Annotated in this window: 24 protein-coding genes; 7 read left to right on the forward strand and 17 right to left on the reverse strand. The window is 33.5% G+C overall.

Annotated elements, in window-relative coordinates:
* Positions 1-54: 54 nt before the first annotated feature.
* From OL234_RS05455 to OL234_RS05485, 7 genes are all read right to left on the reverse strand, one after another.
* Entirely contained in the window at positions 55-861 is an 807-nt protein-coding gene (locus OL234_RS05455) for a hypothetical protein (protein ID WP_275468235.1), read from the reverse strand.
* Positions 862-910: 49 nt separating this feature from the next.
* On the reverse strand, positions 911-2221 hold the full coding sequence (locus tag OL234_RS05460) for an SNIPE associated domain-containing protein (protein ID WP_275468236.1): 1311 nt from the start codon (positions 2219-2221) through the stop codon (positions 911-913).
* A 112-nt stretch (positions 2222-2333) separates the two neighbouring features.
* Complete coding sequence (locus OL234_RS05465) at positions 2334-3242, reverse strand: hypothetical protein (RefSeq protein ID WP_275468237.1); 909 nt, start codon at positions 3240-3242, stop codon at positions 2334-2336.
* Entirely contained in the window at positions 3232-3828 is a 597-nt protein-coding gene (locus tag OL234_RS05470) for a recombinase family protein (RefSeq protein ID WP_275468238.1), read from the reverse strand. The genes OL234_RS05465 and OL234_RS05470 overlap by 11 nt, the downstream gene beginning before the upstream one ends.
* Before the next feature lie 502 nt (positions 3829-4330).
* Positions 4331-5152, reverse strand: coding sequence for a tyrosine-type recombinase/integrase (locus OL234_RS05475; protein ID WP_275468239.1), 822 nt, complete (start codon positions 5150-5152; stop codon positions 4331-4333).
* A 199-nt stretch (positions 5153-5351) separates the two neighbouring features.
* A complete protein-coding gene (locus OL234_RS05480) occupies positions 5352-5690 on the reverse strand; it encodes a metal-sulfur cluster assembly factor (RefSeq protein ID WP_275468240.1) in 339 nt (112 codons plus the stop codon).
* Positions 5691-5818: 128 nt separating this feature from the next.
* Positions 5819-6751: a YitT family protein gene (locus tag OL234_RS05485; protein WP_275468241.1), complete on the reverse strand. Its 933-nt coding sequence runs from the start codon at positions 6749-6751 to the stop codon at positions 5819-5821.
* Positions 6752-7213: 462 nt separating this feature from the next.
* Between OL234_RS05485 and OL234_RS05490 the strand changes: the two genes are divergently transcribed.
* From OL234_RS05490 to OL234_RS05505, 4 genes are all read left to right on the forward strand, one after another.
* On the forward strand, positions 7214-7705 hold the full coding sequence (locus OL234_RS05490) for a YajQ family cyclic di-GMP-binding protein (protein ID WP_275468242.1): 492 nt from the start codon (positions 7214-7216) through the stop codon (positions 7703-7705).
* A 155-nt stretch (positions 7706-7860) separates the two neighbouring features.
* On the forward strand, positions 7861-8406 hold the full coding sequence (locus tag OL234_RS05495; protein WP_275468243.1) for a biotin transporter BioY: 546 nt from the start codon (positions 7861-7863) through the stop codon (positions 8404-8406).
* 112 nt (positions 8407-8518) lie between these two features.
* Complete coding sequence (locus OL234_RS05500; RefSeq protein ID WP_275468244.1) at positions 8519-9388, forward strand: hypothetical protein; 870 nt, start codon at positions 8519-8521, stop codon at positions 9386-9388.
* A 161-nt stretch (positions 9389-9549) separates the two neighbouring features.
* Positions 9550-10191, forward strand: coding sequence for a nitroreductase family protein (locus OL234_RS05505; RefSeq protein WP_275468245.1), 642 nt, complete (start codon positions 9550-9552; stop codon positions 10189-10191).
* Between the two features lie 64 nt (positions 10192-10255).
* Here OL234_RS05505 and OL234_RS05510 read toward each other — a convergent pair whose 3' ends face one another.
* Together OL234_RS05510 and OL234_RS05515 are read right to left on the reverse strand one after the other, a co-directional pair.
* Positions 10256-10990 carry a TerC family protein gene (locus OL234_RS05510; RefSeq protein ID WP_275468246.1) on the reverse strand — a complete coding sequence of 245 codons (735 nt, stop codon included), beginning with the start codon at positions 10988-10990 and terminating at the stop codon, positions 10256-10258.
* Between the two features lie 453 nt (positions 10991-11443).
* On the reverse strand, positions 11444-12553 hold the full coding sequence (locus OL234_RS05515) for a linear amide C-N hydrolase (protein ID WP_275468247.1): 1110 nt from the start codon (positions 12551-12553) through the stop codon (positions 11444-11446).
* A gap of 213 nt (positions 12554-12766) precedes the next feature.
* Here OL234_RS05515 and OL234_RS05520 point away from each other — a divergent pair, with 213 nt between their 5' ends.
* A complete protein-coding gene (locus OL234_RS05520; RefSeq protein ID WP_275468248.1) occupies positions 12767-14263 on the forward strand; it encodes a helix-turn-helix domain-containing protein in 1497 nt (498 codons plus the stop codon).
* On the opposite strand, the gene gdhA is transcribed toward OL234_RS05520, so the two are convergent.
* From gdhA to OL234_RS05545, 5 genes are all read right to left on the reverse strand, one after another.
* On the reverse strand, positions 14238-15575 hold the full coding sequence (gdhA, locus tag OL234_RS05525; RefSeq protein WP_275468249.1) for an NADP-specific glutamate dehydrogenase: 1338 nt from the start codon (positions 15573-15575) through the stop codon (positions 14238-14240). The two genes, OL234_RS05520 and gdhA, sit on opposite strands and share 26 nt — an antisense overlap.
* 33 nt (positions 15576-15608) lie before the next feature.
* On the reverse strand, positions 15609-17072 hold the full coding sequence (locus tag OL234_RS05530) for a CoA-acylating methylmalonate-semialdehyde dehydrogenase (protein WP_275468250.1): 1464 nt from the start codon (positions 17070-17072) through the stop codon (positions 15609-15611).
* 12 nt (positions 17073-17084) lie between these two features.
* Complete coding sequence (locus OL234_RS05535) at positions 17085-18434, reverse strand: aminotransferase class III-fold pyridoxal phosphate-dependent enzyme (RefSeq protein WP_275468251.1); 1350 nt, start codon at positions 18432-18434, stop codon at positions 17085-17087.
* A 282-nt stretch (positions 18435-18716) separates the two neighbouring features.
* Positions 18717-19922 carry a M20 metallopeptidase family protein gene (locus OL234_RS05540; protein ID WP_275468252.1) on the reverse strand — a complete coding sequence of 402 codons (1206 nt, stop codon included), beginning with the start codon at positions 19920-19922 and terminating at the stop codon, positions 18717-18719.
* Between the two features lie 85 nt (positions 19923-20007).
* A complete protein-coding gene (locus tag OL234_RS05545; RefSeq protein WP_275468253.1) occupies positions 20008-20502 on the reverse strand; it encodes a nucleoside deaminase in 495 nt (164 codons plus the stop codon).
* A gap of 240 nt (positions 20503-20742) precedes the next feature.
* Between OL234_RS05545 and OL234_RS05550 the strand changes: the two genes are divergently transcribed.
* Both OL234_RS05550 and OL234_RS05555 read left to right on the forward strand, forming a co-directional pair.
* Entirely contained in the window at positions 20743-21144 is a 402-nt protein-coding gene (locus OL234_RS05550; RefSeq protein ID WP_275468254.1) for a helix-turn-helix domain-containing protein, read from the forward strand.
* Positions 21145-21336: 192 nt separating this feature from the next.
* The gene (locus tag OL234_RS05555) at positions 21337-22020 is read left to right on the forward strand and encodes a hypothetical protein (protein ID WP_275468255.1); all 684 of its coding nucleotides are present in this window, start codon (positions 21337-21339) and stop codon (positions 22018-22020) included.
* A gap of 57 nt (positions 22021-22077) precedes the next feature.
* Here the strand turns inward: OL234_RS05555 and OL234_RS05560 are convergent, their stop codons facing one another.
* The 3 genes from OL234_RS05560 to msrB all read right to left on the reverse strand — a co-directional run bounded on the left by OL234_RS05560 (position 22078) and on the right by msrB (position 25240).
* Positions 22078-23265 carry a CynX/NimT family MFS transporter gene (locus tag OL234_RS05560; protein WP_275468256.1) on the reverse strand — a complete coding sequence of 396 codons (1188 nt, stop codon included), beginning with the start codon at positions 23263-23265 and terminating at the stop codon, positions 22078-22080.
* 107 nt (positions 23266-23372) lie between these two features.
* Entirely contained in the window at positions 23373-24026 is a 654-nt protein-coding gene (locus OL234_RS05565) for a FadR/GntR family transcriptional regulator (protein WP_275468257.1), read from the reverse strand.
* A gap of 245 nt (positions 24027-24271) precedes the next feature.
* Entirely contained in the window at positions 24272-25240 is a 969-nt protein-coding gene (msrB, locus tag OL234_RS05570; protein WP_275468258.1) for a peptide-methionine (R)-S-oxide reductase MsrB, read from the reverse strand.
* Positions 25241-25399: the final 159 nt, after the last annotated feature.

Genomic DNA, 25399 nt, shown 5'->3' on the forward strand with positions numbered 1-25399 from the left:
CCCTCAGCACTATATAAGCTTGCTTCATCCCCAAACTTATTACTTTAAAACTATTTAATTAATTTGAGTCATACCCCAAACTAATAATTTCCCTGTCAGCTCTACTAACTTAGGGTGATTTTCTAAAAATGAGGTAAATTTACTTAACGCTCCACTTTCCTCTTTATTCTCAGACTTAACTATTTCTACAATCTCAACGGCTTCAACCTTCTCACTATCGGAAAGTGTACTTAGATATTTTTCTATTTCATTCAAAGTATTTCCATAATTATTATTCTGAATGTTATTTGTACCTATTTGTGCTCCTGAAAAATCACCGCCATTAAAATTAAACACTGTACCACTTGTTTCATTATTTCTTTGTTTAAAATCGTTTTCCATAATCTCAAACCCTCTTGTAGTGACTCTCATTTCATGTCTTATAAAAAAAGGTTTATTCGATGCATATTTTATCGATAAGCCTTTTACCAATCCTGTAGAAATTGCTTCTTGAACCAAATCGAAATAATCTTTTTCTCTCATTCTATCGTTTGGAATCTGCAACTCGCTATCATCGTTTTCTACTCTTTCTAAAAATACTTGCATTTCTTTATAACTATTTTTTGCAGTCATTCTAATAGGCTTAGCTTCTTCAAGTAATTGTTCCAAAAATACTTCCCCGCTTGCTGTTAGAAAAACACTAGCCCCGTATACCATGGCACCTGACATATACTCTTCAACTTTAGCTCCATGAATATATCCTTGATTAATCAAATATGTATAATAATTGCTGTGGACAGTATCTAAATCTAACTCTAATGAGTTTGGTGAATTATCTCTTATTAATGTCAAAATTTCTTTATACTCTGAATTATTAGACAAAATAGTTTCCTCACTTTCTTTAAATATATAAATACATATTTAGAAAAGATTACTTTACAGCAAGCGATTCTCGATATTCTTCTGCATCTACATCAGCTCTAAAATCAATTGTTAGCTCTCCATAATCAGCCAGTTTTTCTTCTATTTTGCCAATAGAAACCTTAAAGAACTCTTTTCTACTATTTACTTTATTGATTCTATAAGAATCAAAATAGTGATGTAATTCTGATTCTAACTTATAAGCATCATAACTGAAAATCAGTGCATGAACATCAAATTTAAAAGGAACGGATGCACTGCTTAATTCACTAATCCGTTCTAACGGGTCAATTCGCCGTGTAACACCAATCTTAACAACTTCTTTCCCAAATGCTCCAATGTTACTAATTATATATACGTAGCCTGCTGATGCATGAGCCGTTCGATAATCTAATTCTTCTTTTTCATCTTCTCGTTCTTTGACTTTAACTCCCAAGTCAATGATTTGGGCTTCTATCGATTTCTTTTCTTCCTCACCAACAGCGGACTTTAATTTTAGTTGTAAATCAGTAATTAAGTTTTGATAATGTTTAATATCTTTGTCTATCAGTTTTTTCTTACTTTGGATTTCCTTTTGTAAAGCTTTTTCTTCTCTTTCACGTTCACGCTGTTCTCTTAATTCTTCCTTTTCGTCTTGCTTTTTTCGTTCGTACTCATATGCTAAATATAATTCCTCTAATTTTAAATTTAAAAATTGAACAGTTAGCGAAATTAAATTTGATTTATTTAGTTTATTCAGTTGTTCAAACGATTTGTTAATTCTATTTTCAATCGATTGAATATTATTATACTTAACTTTATTTATTGAAGCTTCGCACTCATTATTAAATGACCTTAAAATTTGTTTGATATTATCATTTGTCATTTTTCTTCCTTTAACTTTACTTCCGTCCACAGTCCAATTTTCAGAATAATTTACAGCACTTTTATCTTTTATCATTTGTTTCTGTAGGGAACGAACATCAGTCAGCTTTTCTTTATAACCTAACGCACTAGCGAAATTATACTTAGGTGTATACAAACCAAACGATTCCATAAAGAGGTCATCTTCAAGTACAACAAACTTCGTTTTTAAATTATCTATCTCATCTTGCTTATCGCTTATATCGCTGACTATTTTACTGTAAATTGATTGTTTATTCGTAATTTTTTGTTCATACTCTTTTATGCTTGTTTGTTGCTTTAATATTTCTTCACCTAGTTCTATAACTGTCATCTGCTCGACAGATAAACTTTTATTTTTTACTTCATTTAAGTCGTTTTTTAGTAATTCAATTTCTTTTTTATATTCATTTACTTTAAACAAATCAAATATTCCCATAAAAACATCTCCTAAACTTTTTAAAGTACAACTATTCTCAATAAAATCAGAATTTTATAGCGAATAAAAATATTATTAAATTCTTAAATCAACTAACAAAATTAATTATTCCCTAATATGCAGCTTTTTCTTCTTTTCTACCCATATATAAAAATTCCATTATTAAATTAAATTTTGTTATTTCAATTATATTTCCTTCTACAATTCCTAATTCTTTATACAATCCCTTTGCATTTTCAAAAGTAGTGTATCTTTTACCTTTCATTTCTATTTGCAAGCTAACTAATTCGATCTTTTTTTTGCATAAATCATACATATTTGAGCTATTACTTATTATAAGTTCAGCCATTTCATTATCCATATTATTCTTTAAATTCTTTCTAGCTTCTTCAGAAACTGAACTCATTTGTTCTAAAATCATTTTTCTATCTTCAATCCAAATAATTGCATCTTGTTTAGTTTTAGTTTTTAAGATAGATAACACTAATTTATCAATAACATAAACATTATCTTTATAATTATTTTCATTTAAATAGGTCAATACTTTAAACCTTATTACTGGAGGAAGAATTGAAAAAGCACTAATAACAGGGTTATTATAACCAAATTCGTACTCCTCAAAATAGGTAATTAATAAATAGGCGTACATGTTGAATAAACTATCTACAGATTTCTCAAACTCATTATCTGTAAATTCATTAACATTTTGTGTATGAGTTGCATCATTACCAAGAAGCTTAATACTATCAATTGAATCTATTAAAAATTTATTATTATTAGTTTTTTTTTTAACTAATTTCCTTATCTCCGATCTACCTAATGTAAGAAATTCACTTTCTGAAAAATCTAAAATTCTTCTCAAAACAATTTCTGCTAATTGTCGAATAACTTTTAGTTTTCCTCGATTAGTAATTCCTTCAACATAAAAAGCATCATTTATACAATCTGTTGTCATTTGTTTAAATGTCTCATTATTAAATTTATCCATGTTACCATCCCTTAGTAATAATTTATTTTTCATCTCTAATCCTATAAATCGTATTCCTCGCCACATCCAACTCTTTAGAAATATGAGTTATTGGAACATCTTTCTCCAACATCTCAACTATCTTTTCATACGTTAAACGTTTCTGTTTATCAGTTGAATCAGAACTATAAGCCAAAGGACGTCCCTTGTACTTATCTTTTTCTTTAGCCAACTCAATACCCTGTCTTTGCCTCTCACGTATCTGTTTACGCTCATTCTCAGCCGTGTACTTGAACAGTTCGATGATTAGGTTATTCAGCAACCTCCGCAAGTTATCGTTTTGTATACCGCTTAAAGAGGGTAAATTAAGGATTTCAAGTGTTGCCCCTTTATCTTGTATTTGGTTCATAACACTCGTAACTTCTTTATTATTACGACCTAAGCGGTCAAGTTCTGCTGCAACTATTATATCATCTTCTCTAATATAGTTAAGCATCTCTTTTAATTGTGGTCGATTATTATCTTTCCCACTTAATTTATCCAAAAATATTTTAGTGACTTGCGCACGTTCTAACAATTCGAATTGTCTTTCTAAATTTTGTTCCTTAGACGAAACTCTAGCATATCCTATCTTTGTCATCGAAGTCCCTCGTTTCTAATTTTTATATAATGAACATGTATATTGAGCACTCTTAATCCATTATATATCAACAAACCACTACTGTATAGATAGGGTACACTTAAAAAGAACAAAAATAAACCCTAATTATAAAAAAGGGCTCTAAACTATCTTATGTTTTTGTATCTATCTCTTAAATGATTGGATATATTATAATGTAATCAACTTTTCATTCATATTTTCATTTAAAAATACCACCCATTCATCCACTAATTTAGATATTCCTTCTTAAACCGTGTTAATTCTATTTCCATCTTTTTCAATTCTTCTTTAATTTAAATATATCTGAAACTATTAACCTAATTATATTAACTTTTTAAAATCAAATCGCACACGCTTGTTACAATTTCATTCATTTGCATTACGTCAAAGCCATCTCCCTTAAGATAGTCATAATTTTTACGCATTTGTTTATTTATTTCTTTTTCAAAATTGTCTTTACATATATTTCGCAACTGAATTTTTAACCCTGATAAATTCCTGTGTGAGGACTAACTCTAATGTTAGGGCTAATACGACTTGCATTGCCGATAATTTTTATCTCTCTTTCTGCTGAAATATAGCTATATTGCTTATCATGCTTTGTGATAAAAACATAGTTCTCTCTCACTATATCATAATAATCAAAATAAAGAGAGGCGACTCTCAAATACTTCATATATTCTTTATAAACAAGCGCTGAGCAGTGAACGACTCTGTCTTTCTTCCCCTTGCCATTCTCAACAATAATTTGTGATTCTTTAATATGTTGATGTTCCAGATTCATAACTTCATTTATGCGAAGACCAGTATCAACTAACAATAATAATAATAAATAGTTTCGTTCATTGGTGAACTTCGTTTGTAAGCCCAAATGATACTTGTCCTTCCGTTTAACACTACTAAAAGTTCGTTGCCTCGCAAACTTCAACATGCATATTACCTCTTTATCTGAAAAAGTATTTATGATTACTTGCCTCTCCTTTATCCATTTTACGTATAAGCAAGGGTTCTCTTTTTCTCTCATGTAATTCTCATCTACACAGTACCTAAAAAACGCTCTAACACTACGTAAATGGCTGTTTACATAACTTTCAGCTTTTCCTTCTTCAATATTTTTGATGAGAAAACCACGTATGTGAGATACGGTCACCATACTCAATGAGTCTACATTTTGTTCTGCCAAAAACGAAAAAAATAATCTAAGTGTTTTTTGATGTTTTTTTATTGTCTTTGGTGATAATCCTCTAGCTCTATCACTAAATGACATTTCTTCAACTAAATCCTTTAATAACAACTTTTCCATAACAAAAAACTCCTCCATTAACTTATTAGTTAACGAAAGAGTTTATTAGTTTTTTGTCATTTTAATATGGTATCCGATTAAAAAAACACTCATTTACTAGATAGTCCAAGTTTTAATATCCCAGTCTTGGACACCATACTAGTTGAGTTTTCCCCTCATTTAATTTTAATCAAAACCTCTGTAAACATTGCTATAGCGCCTATCTTATTCCCAACGCAATCCGTGCATATCTGCTCATGCGATCCGTTGTCCACGCAGGATACCAGACTAACTTCACTTCTGAACCAGTCACCTCTGGGACGTCTTTTAGGGCTTGGTAAATATTATCAGTTAAGACATCAGCTAATGGGCAACCCATTGTTGTTAGTGTCATTTTCACTGTACAGAAACCATCTGTGGCTAATTCTACCTCATAAATTAAACCTAAATTAACAATATCAATCCCTAACTCTGGGTCAATAACTGTTTCTAAGGCAGTTAAAATACGATCTTTAATTTCATCTGTTTGTTCTGTTGACCATTCTGTATTTTCGCTCATCTTGTCAACCTCCCTCTATTCTACTCTAACATATGATAACTGTTTCCTAATTATTTGTAAATGCTAAAGTCTCACAACTTCAAGAATAAATAAAAAGCCACTCGCCTCTAAGACGAATAGCTTTTACTTTAATGCATTTCCTGAGATAGGGCTTGGGCTTGAGCTGCTTTTTCTTTTAAGTAAGCTCGTTGTTGATCTTCATTCCAGTAAGCTCCCATGACAGTCTGAGTCGGCACGATATTAATAAAGGCATTTGGGTCAACCGTATAAACTGCTTTTTCTAAGTCGAACAATTCATAACGGCTTACTACCATCATAATAACGCTACTTTCTTGGTTAGAAAACCCGCCTTTTGAAGGTAAAAGTGTCATACCACGTGTTACAGTTGTTTTAAGTTCTTCCACAACTTCTCCTGACTTACTTGAGATAATAAAGGCTGTTACTTTTTGACTACCTGTATGGATGGTATCAATCACTTGTGTTAGACAATAAATGGAAATAATGGTATACAACGCACTTTCCCAACTAAAAATAGTTCCTGCTAATAAAATAATTAATAAATTCATTGAGAACATCATATTTCCAACAGATTTCCCTGTCGTTTTAGCAATAACAAGAGCAATAATATCTAGGCCCCCTGTTGTAAAACCAAGTTTTAAACAAAAACCAGCTCCTACTCCAACTAACACACCACCAACAATAGCATTCATTAATGGATTAGTAGTCACAACATATTGAGGAATCACCATTGTTGCTACAGACATCGAAATTACTGTTAAAAAGCTAAAAACAGTCGCTGACTTCCCTAATTTTAACCAGCTCAAAATAAATACTGGGATATTCAATAGAAAAATCAGGAGTCCGGTGTTTAAACTCATCCCGACATACATTTCTAATACGCTTGATACCAGCTGAGCAATACCATTAAGCCCGGCTGAAAAAACATTGGCTGGTATTAAAAACATATTAAGGGAGACCGCAGATAACAAGCCTGTGGCTACGATTACAACTAATTTCATAAATACTTCATTTTGCAAAATCCAATTTTTATTTTTTTTCATCTAACACTTCTCCTTTCATCTCGTTACAAGCCTAGAATAGCAGTTTATTTTTGTTATGGAAAGACTTTTCACTCATTTTTAGTAATAATCTTTTTTTCTTTTCTTATGAAAAAAGAATAGTTATAAAAATAACTGATACCTGCAATATTTTCAACTCAAAGGATAACTAATTTAATATAGAGTAATTAAGTTTAGCCAGCAAAAATAAAAACTGCTAGCACGAAGTGCTAACAGTTTTTGTCATTTGAAATAATCCAAGTATCATTGCAAATAGGTATAGATAATGATAGGCTTAGCATACCTTTTCTTTCAAGGAAAGTAAATAGGTAAAAGATAAGTTCTAATATTATTTTCTAACTCATAATTTAAATAATAATGACTTTAACATCTAGCCTATGTTATTATTTAACTAATATAAAAGAGAGCTACTCTTACTTATTTTAAAAATATGGAGGGATAATAATGGCAAAAGATGCAAGTTTTGATATTGTTTCAGAAATTAATCTTGAAGATGTTAAAAATGCAGTACAAGTTGCTATGAAAGAATTGACGAATCGTTTTGATTTTAAAGGGTCAATCGCTAACATAACAATTGAAAATGGTAAATTATTGGTCGTCGCTGAAGATGACTTTAAAATTGAACAGGTCAAAGATATTTTGTTTAGTAAACTTATTAAACACGGCGTCCCAACTAAAAATATTCACTTTAGTGACAGTCAACACGCCCTTGGCGGTAATGCTCGACAGTACGGTGAGCTAGTTAGTGGTATTGATCGTGATAATTCAAAAAAATTAATAAAAGCGATTAAAGATTCCAAATTAAAAGTTAAAGCGACAATCCAAGATGAGCAAATTCGCGTTTCAGGAAAAAGCAGAGATGATCTCCAAGCGGTTATGGCACTATCTAAAAAATTAGAGTTACCCATTGATTTACAATTTACAAATTTCCGTTAAACAAAAAAGACAATTCACACACGACATGTGTGAGTTGTCTTTTTTGTTTTTTATCTCGGTTTAATGTGTTATTTATAGAAATATATTGTAAACACTCTCTTTAAATGTTAACCTTTTAAAAAAACAGGTTAACAAGAAAGGGATATGTTATTTTTATGAAAAAAACACCACTAAAACATCTGATTTTTAATGCACAAGCAGCTATTTTAATTGCGATACTAGCTCAATTTACTTTGCCTTTGGGCCCTATTCCTTTAACTGGCCAAACTTTTGCCGTAGGGTTAATAGCTACCCTATTATCGCCTAAAAACGCTACACAAGCTCTTTTATTATACTGGTTATTAGGTTTAATTGGTCTGCCAGTCTTTGCTGGTGGCTCAAGTGGCTTGCCTGTCTTTTTAGGCCCTACCGGAGGGTATCTATTAGGATTTTTATTAACAACACTGATTACAGCCAGCCTACTACATAATAATTCTATAACCTTTTTCAAAGCTAGTTACGCTAATTGTTTGGGTGCCTTAGCGACTTTATTAGTTGGCACAATTTGGTTAAAGTATCAAACATCACAGCCTTGGGATATAGCCATTAAAATAGGTTTTTACCCTTTTATTATACCGGGAATTATAAAAGCAATTGGAGCGGGCATTTTAGGCCTAACCGTGAAAAAACGTCTTGAAAAAGCTAAAATTTTTTTAAATTAGACTATTTTTATACTAATACCCACTTTTTTTGTAAACAAATTTTTTCTTTATATGTTATTATGCTAGGGTAAACACCTATTATTTCTAGAATAATTGCATAGGAGAGACTATTTTGAAAAAGATAAAATTATTAAGCGCTACTCTACTCGCTGTCTTAGTTCTTACCGCTTGTAGTCCATCGCTCAAACCCAAGGAAGAAAAGAAACAAGATCTAACAGAAGACACTTCTAAAAACAAGACTAAAAAGAAGGAACCTTCAGAAGAAACACCTTTAAAAGATAAGACCAACAAGAAAAAGAAGACAACGTCCCAGAAAGACGATAAAGAGCACAGTAATACTGAAAACACTCACAATAAAAAGAAAAACAACGCGAAGCTCGATAAAAATAAAACTGTCACAAATGAGTCGGAGCAACAGTCAGCAAAAAATGATGATAAGGGTCAGACTGATAATAAAAAAACAGCTATGAAAAAAAAGAAAGAACAGCTTCCAGAACCTGAAGGCGTACAAGATGAAAAAATCTATACTACAGACTGGAATACTAATTGGAATGGTCTTGAAACTAGCATTGGCGAGGTCTCAGTTGTCAAGATGGACCCTGAGGTAATGGCAGATTCGGGTATCGAAGGTCAAGGTTTAGTTGGCGTTAAATTCTCTTTAAATAATAAGAGTGATATTCCTTTAGACGTTTATCCTGATCAATCACAATTAAATATTAATGGACAAATTGTTGAAGCTAACATGTTAGCTAGTGACCAAATAGGTGGACAAGTACAATCTGGTGAAACAAAGGAAGGTTTTGTTATTTATAATCTACCTGAATTAGAAAATATCGAAGAGTTAACAAATTTTAATGTCGAGTGGCGTGCCAGTCATGATGAAGAATTAGTTGAAGACCAAGAAACAGCCTTTGACACTGTTTATGAAACGGGTAATGATTCCAGTTATCAAGAATTTACAGCGAATATCCAATTAAAATAAAAAGAAATTAAAGAGGTAGAAAATGCTACTTCTTTTTTTTATTTGATGCGATCAGTATATTTACAAAAAAAATACTTCATGTTATATTTGTTGTTCTATAATCAATTAACTGACAACTGATTAGTAATTACTAATTTAAATAATATGGAGGCTAGTCAACTATGACAACACATATCTATAAAAATAATGATTTTTCAGCTATTATGAAGGGACGCCGCTCAATTAGAAAGTATGATACGACTGTCAAAATTAGCCAAAGCGAAATGACAGCTATCTTAAAAGATACTATTACTGCCCCCTCTTCTATTAACATGCAGCCTTGGCGTTTTGTCGTTATTTCCAGCCCTGAAGGCAAAGAGAAATTAAAACCATTGGTTAAATTTAATGCAACTCAAAATGATACTTCCGCTGCGATGATTTTAATTTTTGGAGACTTAAATAATTTTGATAATGCAGACAAAATTTTATCTCAAGCTGTTGCAGAAGGATTGATGCCAGAAGAAGTGAAAAAACGTCAGCTAGAGATGTTTACTCCCATTTATAATAATATGTCAAAAGAAAAACTAAAGGATATTGTCTTAATAGACGCTGGGCTAGTTGCGATGCAATTTATGCTAACTGCTAGAGCTTACGGTTACGATACCAACCCAATTGGTGGTTTTGATCACGATAACTTGGCTCAGACTTTTGGTTTAGATTCTGACCGTTACCTACCAGTGATGATTATCAGTATTGGTAAAGCAGACGAAGATGGGTATTCTTCTGTCCGTTTACCTGTAGATGATGTCACTACTTGGGTTTAATACGCTATAAAAAGAACGTGCCAGACTGTTGAAAAGTCTGACACGTTCTTTTTATGATTTACTTTTAGATAGTTTCTCGGCTACGATTGCGATATTTATTAATAGCAATTGTTACAACAAAGGATAAGAAAACTACTAAAGCAAATAACATTGTTGGTATTTCAATATCAATCATAGGGATTGATAAAAATAGTTTGATACCAATAAAGAAGATCAAGAAGTAAGCCATGCCTTCTAATTCTGGAATTTTATCCATCCAGCTTGCTATAATTTGTGCGATACCACGCATGCATAGGATACCAACAAACCCTCCTAGTAAAATGACTACAGGATTATCTGATACTGCTAAAGATGCTAAAACGGCATCTACTGAAAAGGCAATGTCCATTAGTTCAATTGAAATAACGGTCTGCCAAAAACCACGTTTTTTGCTTGATGTTTCATGTTGATCTAGCTGCTCCTTATTTCTGCCAAAAAAGTGCTTATAAGCTAAATAAACTAAGTAGAGTGCACCCAATACTTTTATTTGCCATAAATGAATTAAAAATGTCCCTAATCCTATCGCAATAAATCTAAAAATATAAGCTCCCCATAAGCCATACGTCAATGCTTTTTTTCGATCTTTAGGGTCATCTAAGGTTTTTGTTTGAGCGGCAAGTACTACAGCATTGTCAACTGACAACAAGCACTCCATTACTACTAACGTTAATAATAGTACCCAAGAACTTGATGATCCTAGAAAATCCAACCAATTCGCCTTATCAAAGAACGGTTGATACAACTTAATTAATACGTCCAAATCATTCCCTCTTTCTTTTCACCTAGCGTCACTAAAATCCAATTAGCAACAGAGAATAGTATCTCATATTTTCAGAAATTTTTCATCTTAATAAACTTAGATTACCGATTAAATAAATCTCATGATTATATAATACAATGTCTATCTTAAATCCCAAAAACCACCTCATGATAACTGAATAAGTTAGCTTGAAGTGGTTTTTGGGGTTGATAAATTAAGGTTTCTTTACTTGCTAAGATTAGCATTAAAAGTCAGTAACATCACGTTTCCGCATGATGTCACTAACACAGACTACTATTTAAATTAGCTATAGTAAATACACATTTTTTTGAGATAACAACTAGCCTCATTAGAAAGCGGACGCAAATCCTTCATTTTATAGTTTTATCGCTATTAAGATAACAGTATAATTTTTTTCATAAAAATTGATTATTATGAGACGACTATGGCTGATTACACTCCTATTTTTAAAAAATGATACGATTCCTTTCTAGAAACAGCTGCTCTTAAAACTTTTTCACCCTCAAATAGATCCGGAGTCATTTCCAATCTAGAAATTTGATTGTCTTCAAACGTTTTAATTGTCAAAATTAATTTTTCTGGATTTAAGCCATAAGCTGAAGTGTATTGGGTATATTGAATAGTTTCCTCTTCAGGATTAAAGGGACTCGTTTTACGAATTGCACCGTAAGGTATATCAAATTGATTTAATAAATTATACGTATGATGCAATGCCTCTTCAACATTTTCTGGTACTACCATCAAATCACGTAAAATAGCGGCTCTGACAAAACGTGACTGGGGTGTAAAGTCTCCAGGTAATCCCGTTAAACCACTTCCAAGTCCTCCTGAAAATACTTCTTGCTCTCCAATATTACGAGTAGGAGTTGCATAACAACTCAGTCCAGTATAATTTTGTAAGTTCTTTAAATGCCAATCAAAGTGAGGCGTATTAGTAAATACTTTAACTTTATTATCTGTGATGGTAAAACCGTCATAATGATCTGGTTCAACTGAAATCGAGGCCCCACTTTGATCATAAAAGACATAGTGCTGGGGCTGAGCATCTCCTAATAAGTTCTTAACATTAGCAACTTGAACATCTTGATTGATATGTTCTTTAATATCTTGAACAGACGAATAATTAGCTAAAACGTAGGTCACAACTTCTTCACCACGTAGTGGCGTTTTGTTCAATTTTTGAATCGTTTCTAATTCGGCGTATTTATTGTAGCCATTGCCAAAATAAAAGGAGCCACCTGCTAAACCTTTTTCGTTGACACCGTCCATAATTAGTTCGGTTTCACTTGTTTCTGATAAGATATTTTTCAAATCAGGCATTTCCTTGGACATTTTATCGCGAAGATTCATATCCGCCATTTTCCCATCCATTACGACTGCGAGAGTCGCATACTTAAAAGTAATTGGGCTTAGTAGCTGTGATTTAGACACAAATTTTCTGGGGATAATTGCTGCTTGAACTGGTAAAGGTAAAGCGTATTCTTGCGTTCTACCAAACGTCACCTGTCCATCTTTTGTAACGAAACCAATACCTGTACACATAATAATTTCCTCCTCCTATTAATGCTTATAACTTACTCACTAGTTTATATTAAAAGTACATTTATTGTAAAGATTATTATTGTAGAAATTTAATTTTCGACGTATACTGTAGAAAATACTCCATCATCTACTCATTCCCTTTGCCAATTTATGGACTTTTAATTCATTCATCTTATACATTAGATCTTTCAGTTATCCACTAGGAGGGATTCTATGTTTTCAATTTTCCTTAAACAAAATGAACGTTATAGTTTAAAAATTTTGATTTTTATTGCTAATAAGTCTCATTTTACGGCTTCGGATATCCAAAGTCTTTTGAAAGTATCCGCTAGTTCTGTTCACCGACTAATCAAAAATCTCAATAGTGAGTTAATAGTCTTAAGTAATCACTCTATTAGAATTACTAAAAAAGATAAAATTTTTTATCTTTTTTATAATCATTCATCATTTTCCTTAACTCAGTTAATTGAATTACTGATGAAACAATTTTTAGAAAAATCGATTACATTTACCATTTTGACTAGCGTCATTTCAAATAACCATATCCCAGTCGTAAAATTAGCACAAAAAATAAATATTTCAACTAGTTACCTTTATAACTGCCTAACTGATATTAATAAAAAACTAGCACCCTACCACGTCCAACTGATCCTTAAGCATCAGAAAATAAAGCTAGTTGGGGATGAAGCTACACTAGTGATTTTTTTATTTTTGGTTAGTGAGTCGTTGACTCGTTTTACTATTTTAGACAATAAAAATGCTTTGTATCACCAACAAACCTTTCAAACTACTTCTCATAATTTAAATGAAACACAGCACGATACCCTATCTCAACTCCTATCCATCGCCCGTACGCGACACGCTTTTCAAAAAAACCTAATTATAAAAAATCATGACATTTTTGAAATATTAAACAACATTGTAACTGAAAATAATTTACTAGTTAGGTATTCGCATTTATTTGAGGAACAATCTGACAGTCTTTTATTTTACAATTTATTTGAAAGGTTAATTATTCTCACGAGTGAATCATATGACCAGCGACTGACTAGAGGCTATCAACTTTATCAAATCAAGAACAATGAACTAATTCGTCTAGCTAAAAAAATAATCCGTTATTTTCAAACAAATGCGTTGGCTTACCCTAAATCAATCTCAGCAGATAACTTTTTTGAAACCTTTTATTATATTTGTCTGTTTTCTTCTTGTATAGACTTACTATCAATGGACTATATTTATCAATTTAGATACCGAGATAGACAACAATTATTTGAAGAAGAGAGTCGGTACTACTCCCAGACAGAACAACATATTCAACAAGTTGTCCGTTCTATTATTTCATCATATTCTAAGTGGGATATCAAACAGAAAGATGCTTATACCGTTTGCATCTCTCGTATTTTACATACTAATTTCTCACCGCCTGTTGTTGCAAAAGTGTCTATATTTTTACACTTTCCAGAGTCTATCTATACTGAACAAGCAGTGAAAAAACAGTTAAATTTTTATTTTTCAAATACCTTTATTAACTATGAGACTGATATTAGCAAGGCGGATATTGTGATTAGTGATCGTTTTATGACTCTACCTGTTGATATCTCATTTTTTCTATTTTATGATATTAAATCGCCTTTCTTATGGGAGAAGTTATTTATCAGACTGACGACTTATTTAAATCAGGCAATCACACGATTCCCTGATCACGCATAGCTTGCGCTACTTTGAGGAATCCGGCAATATTCGCACCAACAGCATAATCTATCTTATTATCAACAGTCCCAAATTCGACGCATTTATCATGGATATTTCTCATTATTTGTTTAAGTTCTTGATCTACCTCGATTGGTTTCCATGAATAACGCAGACTATTTTGAGTCATCTCTAAACCAGAAACAGCCACACCTCCGGCATTAGCTGCTTTAGCCGGACCAAATAAAATATCATGTTGCTTTAACAAGTCAAAAGCTTCTTTAGTAACTGGCATATTACTAGCTTCGCAAACACAAATGATTCCATTACTTAGTAATTGCTTAGCATCTTCTTCCGTCAATTCATTTTGACAAGCTGAAGGGATCGCAATATCAACTGCGACTTCCCAAGGTTTTCGCCCAAGAATATAAGGGAGATTATAACGTTTAGCATACGCTTCAACTGGTAAATGGTCACGGCACCATAAATTTTTAACAAACTCAATTTTATCGCCCCTAATTCCCTGTTCATCATATACGTACCCTTTCTTGTCTGATATAGTGACTACTGTTCCACCTAACTCTGTTATTTTTTCAATTAAAAATGAGCCAACATTTCCATAACCAGATACGGATACCCGTTTTCCTTTCAGCTCACTACCTGCTTTTCTAAGCATATTATCTAAAAAATAAGCAACGCCATATCCTGTCGCTTCAGGTCTGAAATAACTACCGCCCCATTCCATTCCTTTACCTGTTAAAACGCCTGTAAACTCATTAGTTATTTTCTTATATTGTCCAAATAGATACCCAATTTCACGTTTATTAACACCTAAATCACCTGCAGGTATATCCGTATGTTCGCCAATATGACGATATAGCTCTGTCATATAAGAGTGGCAAAAACGCATAATCTCTCTGTCTGATTTTCCAGTACTATCAAAATCAGCTCCTCCTTTGCCACCACCTAAAGGTAGCGATGTCAAACTATTTTTAAATATCTGCTCAAATGCTAGAAATTTTAAAGTACCTAGGGTGACATGTGGTGAAAATCGTAACCCACCTTTATATGGCCCAATAGCGCTGTTAAATTCCACACGCCATCCTCGATTAATTTGAACAGTATCCTCATCATCAATCCAAGGAACACGAAAAGTAATCACTCTTTCTGGTTCAACCAAACGTTCTAACAATTTATCTTCTAACCATGTAGGATTCTCTTTGAGATAAGGAGCTAAAGACTCTATTACCTCACGAACAGCTTGATGAAATTCAACTTCTCCCGCATTTTTAGAAACGACTTTTTCCATAAATCTTGTTATATCAAATGTCATCCGAACTCTCTCCTAACTTAATTAATTTAACTTTTATAAATCATCTTCTGCATAGCGAGCAGTCATTACTTTGCGATGCGTATAAAATTCAACAGCATCTTTACCGTTAGCATGTAAATCACCAAAAAATGAATTTTTCCAACCTGAAAAGGCAAACCAAGCTAATGGAGCTGGAACACCTAAGTTGATTCCTAACATTCCCGCATCGATTTTTTCTCTAAAATAACGAACAGCTGAGGTGTTATTTGTAAAGAGGCACGCGCCATTCGCAAATTCCGAGCTATTTGCTAGATCAACTCCTTCTTTCAAAGAGTTGATGCGTGTAATACAGGCAATCGGGGCAAATAGCTCCTGTTCCCAAATTGACATACTTGAGGTGACATGATCAAAGATAGTTGGTCCAATAAAATAACCGCTCGTATTTAAGCCTTTTTTCCTTCCGTCTAATAATAAGGATGCACCTTCCTCTACCCCTGTTTGGATAGCTGCAAAGATTCTTTCTTTGGCTTCTTTCCGAATCACTGGACCTAAAAATACCCCTTCTTTAAGACCATTACCTAAAACAAGCTTTTTAGCCGCTGACGTGTATTTTGCAACAAAAAGATCTGCAATGTCATTTTCAACGGCAATTACAGCTGCCGCCATACAACGCTCTCCAGCTGAGCCAAAACTAGCATTTATTAATTCAAAAACGGCTTTGTCCAAGTTTGCATCTTTTAAAATAATAACGTGATTATTCGCGCCTGCCATAACTTGAACTCTTTTTAAATTAGCTGTCGCTTTTTTATAAACATACTCTCCGGCTTTTTTCGACCCCACAAATGAAACCGCTTTTATTTCCGGGTTTTCTAAAAGTTCATTTACCACCTCGTGGCTACCATTAACAACATTAACGACTCCGTTTGGAATACCAGTTTTTTCAATTAGTGTCATCATTTTTTCAATTAAAAGTGGTGTTTTTTCTGAAGGTTTTAATACGACGGTATTCCCCGTTGCTATTGCCATTGGAAATAACCAAAATGGCACCATCATAGGAAAGTTAAAGGGGGTTATACAACCAACAACGCCTAATGGGTAACGATAGTTAGTTACTTCAATATCTGAAGCGGCATTTGCTAAAGAATCCCCCATCATTAAGTTAACAATACTAGCTGCATGCTCAACATTTTCAATCCCTCTTTGTACCTCTCCCATAGACTCACTGAAAGATTTACCATTTTCTAACGTGATTAAGTTTGCTAAAACTTCTTTATTTTCAAGCAACAGATGATGTAACTCAAATAAATAACGACCCCTTTTCGGGATACTCACTTGTGACCATTTTTTAAAGGTCTCTTTAGCTACTGATATGGCCAGTCTGGTCTCATCTTTTGTTCCATAAACTAATTCACCTATCACTTCTTCGGTTGCTGGATTGACGATTAGTTCTCCTTCGTATCCCTTGGGTGTAATCCATTTCCCGTCAATGTAATGTGAAAATTTTTTAATCGCTGACAATAAAATCCCTCCTTAAGTTAAGCTCGGATGATCTAAAATAAATTGGGTCAACCCTAATTCCAACAAATCGAAAGCACTATCAATTTCTTCTTTAGTAATCGTTAGTGGCGGAGAAATAAAAATACAAGACTCGTGAGAATAAGTATAAAAACCTTTGTCTAACAAACAAGCTAATAAGGTTGACATATGTCCCTGTAAATCTTTGCCGTAATCTTGACCATAATCGATGATAGGCTCCTTTGTTTGCTTATCTTTAACTAATTCTATCGCTGAAAATAATCCAATGTTTCTAACATCTCCAACATACTTATATTCTTTTAACTTTTCTAAGCGACTATTAATAACTGATTCCATCTCTTGCACATGGCTGATAATCTCTTCTTGATGGTAGACATTTAAAGCAGCACAGCCCATATGACAAGCCATTGCATGCCCACTATAAGTAGAACCTGTCATAAGGACATTCTCATCAAAATACTCAGCTATTCTATCTGATACAATCACTCCTCCTAAAGGTAAGTAACCAGCGGTAACACCCTTAGCAAAGGTAATAATATCAGGTTGAACATTAAAATGATCCACTGCAAACCATTTTCCTGTTCTGCCAAACCCAGACATCACTTCATCGCAAATCAATAAAATATCGTAGCGTTTGCATAAGGTTGAAAGTCCGGTTAAATACCCTTCTGGCGGTAATAAAACGCCATTGCTACCTGGGATCGGTTCGATAAAAATAGCAGCTATGTCTTCTGGGCCTTCAAATTGAATTTGTTTGTCCAACTCACTTAATAAATAATTGGTATAATCTAATTCATCTGAAAATGTTAGCTTTTCTCGATAAAGATACGGTGTTTTAAATTTTATAAATCCTGGTAAGCCTGGCTCTACCTGAAACCGGCGACTCTCACCTGATAAATTCCCTGCACCAAACGTACTACCATGATAGGAACGATAACGTGATAAAATTTTATGTTTGCCTGTTACCATACGAGCGATTTTAATAGCATGTTCATTTGCTTCAGCTCCAGCCATTGTAAAATAAACTTTTTTCATATTACTTGGAGCCACGTCAATAATTTTCTCAGCTAATTCTGACTTACTACTGGATGCAAAGCCAGTTGCAACAATTTCTAAGCCAGAAAGTTGGTTGAATGCTTCCAACATTTTTGGATGCTTATGTCCTAAATTAGCATAAACTAACTGAGAAGACATGTCATAATACTCTCGTCCTTTTTGATCTGTAAACTTGACACCCTGTGATTTAATAATGATATTGTTTCGTTTGTTTTTTTGTCTACTCCATGATTGTAATACTCTTGATTGATCTAACTCTTGAATTTCTTCGATTTTATTATCCGACATATAATCCTCTCCTTTTCTTTTTCTGCTAACTCTTAAAAAGTAGTCATCATTTAATAAATGCCTGCTTTTCTCTTACAGTGTAACTAGTATGTTGTTCCATGATTATGTTTTTTTGAAACTAACCTGCCATTATGTCATAGTTTTATTTGACATCATCATAACCAATAAAAAAACTTTTATGCTATCTTTTATCAGCTATTTATTTAAGGAAGAACCTTTTTCCTAATATCAAAACAATCAAAAACATGTAGCCAATCTTTTCAAGATTGGCTACATGTTTTTTTATTTATTAGATTTTAACCATTCCATTGCGATAGCCGTATAAGTGGTTGAACCATATGGAATAATGTCTTCATTTAAAACTAGACTTGGATGATGTACAGGGTAGGCTGGACTTTGTCTAGAATCTGCTGCTGCAATTAAACTCATGACCGTCGGAATTTTTTGGCTGAAATAAGCAAAATCTTCTGAACCCATTTGAACAGCCCCACCAGAAAGAGCAGTTGGTGGCACTAATTTTGTTTCACCAATATAGTCTGGTAAGATACGATTAGCCAACTCTACTAAGCTGCTATCATTTTCAAGAGTCGGACAACCTGCTAAAAAGTTTACCTCAACTTGACAACGATAAGCTTGCCCAATTGATGCACCGATGACCTTCATACGTTCTTTAACATACGCTCTAGTATCATCATTGTATGTTCGCAGCGTGCCTTTAAGTTCTGCTGTTTCAGGAATAACATTTGAAGTCGTTCCTGCGTGGAATTCTCCTACTGTTAGGCTCATAAAATCATCCGTTGCTACTTCTCGTGATTGAATTTCATTCAGAGCAAGATGGATATTGGAAGCTGCTACAATAGGATCAATCGTTGTGTGTGGCGTTGAACCATGTCCACCTTTTCCCGTTACAATTATTTCAAACCAATCACAAGATGACAAGGCTTTACCTTTTGGTGATATTAAAATCATACCATCATCTAAAGGTAAAGCAGGCATCACATGCATCATCATTCCTGCATCCACTTGAGGGTTTTCTAAACACCCATTTTCAATCATATCAGAAGCACCCAACATAATTTCTTCAGCTGGTTGGAAGATTAACTTCACAAGACCTGTTAAGTCTTCTTCATGAGATTTTAATAACTTGGCTGCCCCTAATAACATGGTCGTATGCAAATCATGACCGCAAGCATGCATCTTGCCGTTAGGTGATTTAAAAGCTAAGTCAGTTTCTTCTACAATTGGCAAAGCGTCCATATCAGCTCTTAATAAAAAACACTTACCAGTCGGATTACCAATTGTTGTTACTATACCCGACTTACCACAACGCTTAGGCTCACAACCTAATTTGATCAACTCTTCTTCGACAATAGTTAATGTATCGGATAAGTCAAACCCTGTTCCTGGATTTTTATGAATTCGTCGTCTTATATTAACTAATTCTTCTTGATTGCCTTTGGCTTCTTCCAACAATAATAAATGTGTCATCCTTGTTACAACTCCATTCTTTAATGATACGTTTATTATACACCTGGATATAACAAAATAAGCAGTTTCAGCTGAAAAAAATTACTTATAACGACGAAACCTCGCCATGTTCATCTTCAGACTTAGTATTATCTTTCTTGTGTCTTGTAAAATAACCTTTGATTTCTTCTATTAGGTAATCAGAATAAAGCGTAACCTGATGGATGTCACGCCCTTTTTCCAAGACATCAGCACAACGAATGAATGACCAGTTGGGTAAATCACCGCGATAAGTAGGATTGTTAGCATAAACAATTCCATCCAAACCAGCCCAAATAGCTGCAGAGGAACAAAGAGGACAAGGTTCAAAAGTAGAGTATAACCAATAACCTGAAGGAAACTGACTGGTTTTTAACAATCGACTCGCCTCTCTAATTGCATTTACTTCCGCATGAGCTGTTGGATCGCATGATTGAGCAACTGTCGTTGTCCCTTCAGAAATAATTACTCCATCATTAGTGATAACTGCTGCATATATCGAATGATTTTGCCACTGCTTTTTAATAAGATCTATCATTATCTCCTTATTTGGATGCTTCATTATAATTCCCCTTCTTTAACAACTCATTTTAACATCATATTACCAGTCTAACATTCTTTACTATCTATCTTTTAATAGTGTACTATAAAAGATTACTATCGCTAGCACTTTTCTCTTAATAACTCTGCATTGGCACAATATTTAGACAATTTAGGATAAACTTAGCGCAACGGTTGGCATTTTTGTAGTTATGTCTTATGATATAAGGGAAGAGAGTACACGTGAAAGGATGATCATTTTATGACAATAGGAAAAAAAATAAGCCAACTACGCGAGGAAGCCGGATTGACCCAAGCCGATTTAGCTTTAAAAGTAAAAGTTAGAACTCAAGATATCGTGAAATGGGAACAAGGTCAGTTAAAACCATCTCCTGAGGAGTTGGCCAGATTGGCAGCAACCTTTGATGTATCTGTAGCTGATTTTACCATCACTACTAATAAAAATGAGGATCAAGCGATTAGTAGTTCTGGAAAACTAAAATTACTATCACTCTGTGTCATGTTTTTTGCAGGGGTTGTTTTACTCGGTGTATCACTGGTTGATTATGTACAAACTAAACAAATCCATTGGTTAACTCTTGTTGTTGGTTTATTCTTGCTAGTGGACTCGTCTATTTTACTAAAAAAAGGGATTTACAAATAAAAACAACCTGATTAGTTTGACTAATCAGGTTGTTTTTATTTCAAAAGGAGGACACCAATTAAATTTAATATGTTTAAAAATGAAATTTTTTTCTTTTGTGAGTATTACTTACACCTTTATATTAGTATTTAATGAGAATGTAAGATAAAATAAGGAAGATAGATGAATTAATAAATTGGAGGTATAAATAGTATGAAAAAACACAGTATTTTTCCTGTTATTTTAATAAGCTCACTCTTCTTGGTTGCTTGCGGTAAAAAAGAACAGGAAACAGAACCGATTAAAACTGATAAAATAGAACTACCTGAAAAAGAGCACTCAACCTCTCCTAACAAAGCAAACGCTAAAAAAACAGATAATTCAAAAAAAAATGAAAAAACAACTACTTCAACAGAACAAAATAATAAAACAAAAGCGTCTACTAATACTAATAAGTCAAATGCTATTTCAACTGAACAAAAAGATGAGTCAGATTATGCAGATAAACCGGTTCACATCGACACACTATCTGAAGAAATAGAAGCAACACCATCGTCTCAGACTACGTCCCCTACCAATAATAACAATATAATTGAATCACCACAAAATGATTGGGAACAAGAAAATAATACGACGCTAGAAATTGCTCCCACAGAGACTATACATTCTGCAGAGTATGACTCACACTCTGCATCTGAAACAATGCCTTACTACGGTGAGAATGAAGAAGTCGATACTCAAATGTCAGAATACCATGTTCCTTATGATGTGGAAACAAACCAATATCTCGAAGTTCCTATGGATGAGAGTTCTGTTTCTTTTCGCCAAGCATGGATCAATGATCAAATTGAATGGGCTAAAGAAAAAGGCTATGATACTCAATCATTTTCTGACTAATTGTGACTATTACCTAATAAATAAAAACACTTGATATTAATCAAGTGTTTTTATTTATTAATTATTCTCACCAATAATCCCGATTTTCCCTGCACCTAAACCAGTCCATAATAAAACACCTGCTAATAACCAAAGAGACCACATAGGTGTCAACCACGTTCCAGATAAATCATGTAATAACCCAAATAATAAGGGACCAGCGGCTGCTAATAGATAACCAATTGATTGAGCCATCCCTGAAATTTGAGCAGCGTCCACTGCGTTTTTAGTTCGTAAACTAAAAAACATCATGGATAAACTAAATGTAAAGCCACCACTAATACCAATTAAAGATAGAGAAATAGCATTTATTACAATCCCATCGGCCAAAGTAATCCCAACTAAACCTAGAAACATTAAACACACTCCCCATATTACTAAACGGCGTTGATCTGCTACACGTCCTGCTAAAATAGAAACTAAAAAGTTAAAAGGAACGATAAAAATCTGCATCAATGCTAACAGCATGCCAGACGTTTCACCACTAATACCTTTTTCGCTTAGAATTTGAGGTATCCAGGCCAAGAGGCTATAAAAAACTAAAGATTGTAATCCCATAAAAGCACTTATCTTCCAAGCTAAGTGTGATTGCCACATATTGGTTTTATCTTTAATTTCGGATACGATTTTTACAGTTGTTTTGTCTTTCACTTGAGGTATCCAGGCAAGTAAGGCTAAGACACTCATGACTACCCAAATATTAAGTGATGTCTGCCATGTTACTCCCCATTTATTGACTAAGGGTAAGCTAATCCCTGAAGCGATAGCACCTGCTAAATTCATTGCAACAGAATAAATACCTGTCATCATCCCCAATTTATCAGGAAAATCCCGCTTAATTAAACTAGGAACTAAAACATTACCATGTGCGATGGAGATACCAACTAAAGCTGTTCCCACAAATAAATTAATCACACCTGGTAAAGATCTAATAACTAAGCCAATACTTAAAACAAACATTGCCATCAGTAACGTTCGTTCAATCCCAAATTTACGAGCATTTAATGGTGCTAAGATTGAAACAAGGGCGAACGCCAACAACGGTGTTGTAGCTACCATTCCTGCAGTAGTCGAATTTAACTGGTATGATTGACTTATATTTTCAATTAACGGTCCCACTGATGTAAGTGGCGCACGTAAATTAGTCGCAATTAAGACGATTCCTATTAATAAAATAATAGACTGACGTGTTGTTCTTTCTTTCATATATACTTCCTCCTTTTGTTTAAATGTTGGACATTTGGACAATTAGAATAATAACTCGTTTTACTGTATGTTGTCAATAAAAAAAGGAAGAAGCTTATGCTTCTTCCTTAAAGGGTAATGATTTTTGCTGCAAGACTTTCAGATAAATGACTATCTTGATCAATAATAGCCTGAATTAACTCTTCATGAAGTTTATTGGATAGCTCCGCATTGTGATAACCTTCATCTGTTAATTTGGATAATAAAACTTGATAAATATAACTAGTCATTGCTTGATATAATTCAAATAATACACTGTTATGGGCGGCTCTAGCTATTTCTAAATGAAAAGCCCCATCAGTTTCTACTAAGCGTTCCAAATCTGCTTGATTTTCTAGCCTAACTTGCCAAGCATTTTTTATGATGGCTAAATCGTTCGCTGTACGATTCTGAGCAGCTAAATATGCCAAATTTTTTTCTAAAAAACAACGAGCTTCAATCACCTCTTCAGCTTTAGCTAAGCTTAATTGATGATACATATTAGCTTCAAACTTACCACTTGCTAAGACATAAGTCCCATCACCCGGTCTTGCTTCTAATACACCAACTTGAATTAAAGATTGTAAGGCCTCTCTAATCGTATTTCTGCTCACTTCAAATTGCTTAGCTAACTGAGATTCTGTCGGTATTTTAGTCCCAATTGGCCAGGATTTTGATTCTATTTTAATTTCGATTTCGTTAGCAATTTGTTTGGTTAAAGAAAGGCGTACTGGTTTTTTCATCTTACTTCCTCCTCAATGTCTTGCATTTAATAAGCAGTTTTTATATTGGCTAGACAATTATATTAGTAACAATTTAATTAATATTTAAATTGTTGGTGAATTTCATTTAGTCATTTGCTATTTTACGCTATTTTTAAATATCTGGCTATAAAAATTAAGCACCTTTGCCTGCTTGACTTAAATTGATAATCAAAAAACTCTTAATTGTCTAATGATAATGACAATTAAGAGTACACATACATATCTTAATTAAGTATTGGTAAATAATCAGCATAGCCAGCGGCTCGCATTTCCGATTTTGGAATAAATTTTAGAGCCGCACTATTGATACAAAAGCGTTGACCTCCGTCCTCCTGAGGGCCATCATCAAAAACATGTCCCAAATGAGAATTAGCTAATTCACTGCGTACTTCCGTCCTTTCTTGAAAAAGGTTGTTATCTGTATGATAGGTAACAGCCTTCGGTTCGATTGCTCGAGTGAAGCTAGGCCAGCCACAACCTGAATCATACTTATCGGATGAACTAAACAGTGGGACGCCACTCACGATATCAACATAAATTCCTGATTCAAAAGTCTGCCAATATTCATTGGAAAATGGTGGTTCAGTGGCATTTTCTTGCGTTACTTGATAGGAGTCAGAAGATAATATATGACGTAACTCTTCCTTAGTTTTTTGCTGATAAGTAGCCGTTTGATTCATCAATGGCTCTTCAGCTTTGGAAAGATTAATGCAACAATACCCGTAGGGGTGCTTCTTCAGGTATGCTTGATGTGTCTCTTCTGCTCTCACGTAATTTTTAATTTCATCAACTTCTACGACTAAAGGATCTTCATAAATAGATTGCATCTCTAACAACCAGGATTCTATGATTTTCTGTTGCTTATTACTGACAAAATAGATCCCTGTTCGATACTGACTTCCTTGGTCATTTCCTTGTCTATTTAATAATGTTGGATTGATTACCTTAAAAAAATACTCTAATAAATCAGTGAGTGGTAATTTTTCACTATCATAGTAAATTTCGACAGCTTCTGCATGCTGGGTATGTTCCAATAAATGATAATTAGTTTCAGGTACCTTGCCATTAGCATACCCCACTGACACTTTTGTCACACCAGCAATTCGATTAAAATATTCTTCTAATCCCCAAAAACACCCACCGGCTAAATATATCTTCTGACTATCATGATCTTCCTTAACATTTAGTTTCACAAAAAAGTCCTCCTTTTGTAAGTTACATACATTGCGAACATTACTAACAACTTTCTACAACAATTCAACTAATTTAGTTCATTATTTATTAACTTAGTATACTAGACAATTCTCGTATAACCTATTAACTTAACTTGGTAGAATAAATTCTATAAAAAA

It is taken from the genome of Vagococcus intermedius (assembly GCF_029144185.1).
Lineage (GTDB): Bacteria > Bacillota > Bacilli > Lactobacillales > Vagococcaceae > Vagococcus_D > Vagococcus_D intermedius.

Bases quoted from the DNA above. Each gene is read 5' to 3' on its own strand.
- OL234_RS05460 (WP_275468236.1), bottom strand. From the start codon at position 2,221: ATGGGAATATTTGATTTGTTTAAAGTAAATGAATATAAAAAAGAAATT.
- OL234_RS05465 (WP_275468237.1), bottom strand. From the start codon at position 3,242: ATGAAAAATAAATTATTACTAAGGGATGGTAACATGGATAAATTTAAT.
- OL234_RS05470 (WP_275468238.1), bottom strand. From the start codon at position 3,828: ATGACAAAGATAGGATATGCTAGAGTTTCGTCTAAGGAACAAAATTTA.
- OL234_RS05475 (WP_275468239.1), bottom strand. From the start codon at position 5,152: ATGGAAAAGTTGTTATTAAAGGATTTAGTTGAAGAAATGTCATTTAGT.
- OL234_RS05480 (WP_275468240.1), bottom strand. From the start codon at position 5,690: ATGAGCGAAAATACAGAATGGTCAACAGAACAAACAGATGAAATTAAA.
- OL234_RS05485 (WP_275468241.1), bottom strand. From the start codon at position 6,751: ATGAAAAAAAATAAAAATTGGATTTTGCAAAATGAAGTATTTATGAAA.
- OL234_RS05490 (WP_275468242.1), top strand. From the start codon at position 7,214: ATGGCAAAAGATGCAAGTTTTGATATTGTTTCAGAAATTAATCTTGAA.
- OL234_RS05495 (WP_275468243.1), top strand. From the start codon at position 7,861: ATGAAAAAAACACCACTAAAACATCTGATTTTTAATGCACAAGCAGCT.
- OL234_RS05505 (WP_275468245.1), top strand. From the start codon at position 9,550: ATGACAACACATATCTATAAAAATAATGATTTTTCAGCTATTATGAAG.
- OL234_RS05515 (WP_275468247.1), bottom strand. From the start codon at position 12,553: ATGTGTACAGGTATTGGTTTCGTTACAAAAGATGGACAGGTGACGTTT.
- OL234_RS05520 (WP_275468248.1), top strand. From the start codon at position 12,767: ATGTTTTCAATTTTCCTTAAACAAAATGAACGTTATAGTTTAAAAATT.
- gdhA (WP_275468249.1), bottom strand. From the start codon at position 15,575: ATGACATTTGATATAACAAGATTTATGGAAAAAGTCGTTTCTAAAAAT.
- OL234_RS05535 (WP_275468251.1), bottom strand. From the start codon at position 18,434: ATGTCGGATAATAAAATCGAAGAAATTCAAGAGTTAGATCAATCAAGA.
- OL234_RS05540 (WP_275468252.1), bottom strand. From the start codon at position 19,922: ATGACACATTTATTATTGTTGGAAGAAGCCAAAGGCAATCAAGAAGAA.
- OL234_RS05545 (WP_275468253.1), bottom strand. From the start codon at position 20,502: ATGAAGCATCCAAATAAGGAGATAATGATAGATCTTATTAAAAAGCAG.
- OL234_RS05550 (WP_275468254.1), top strand. From the start codon at position 20,743: ATGACAATAGGAAAAAAAATAAGCCAACTACGCGAGGAAGCCGGATTG.
- OL234_RS05555 (WP_275468255.1), top strand. From the start codon at position 21,337: ATGAAAAAACACAGTATTTTTCCTGTTATTTTAATAAGCTCACTCTTC.
- OL234_RS05560 (WP_275468256.1), bottom strand. From the start codon at position 23,265: ATGAAAGAAAGAACAACACGTCAGTCTATTATTTTATTAATAGGAATC.
- OL234_RS05565 (WP_275468257.1), bottom strand. From the start codon at position 24,026: ATGAAAAAACCAGTACGCCTTTCTTTAACCAAACAAATTGCTAACGAA.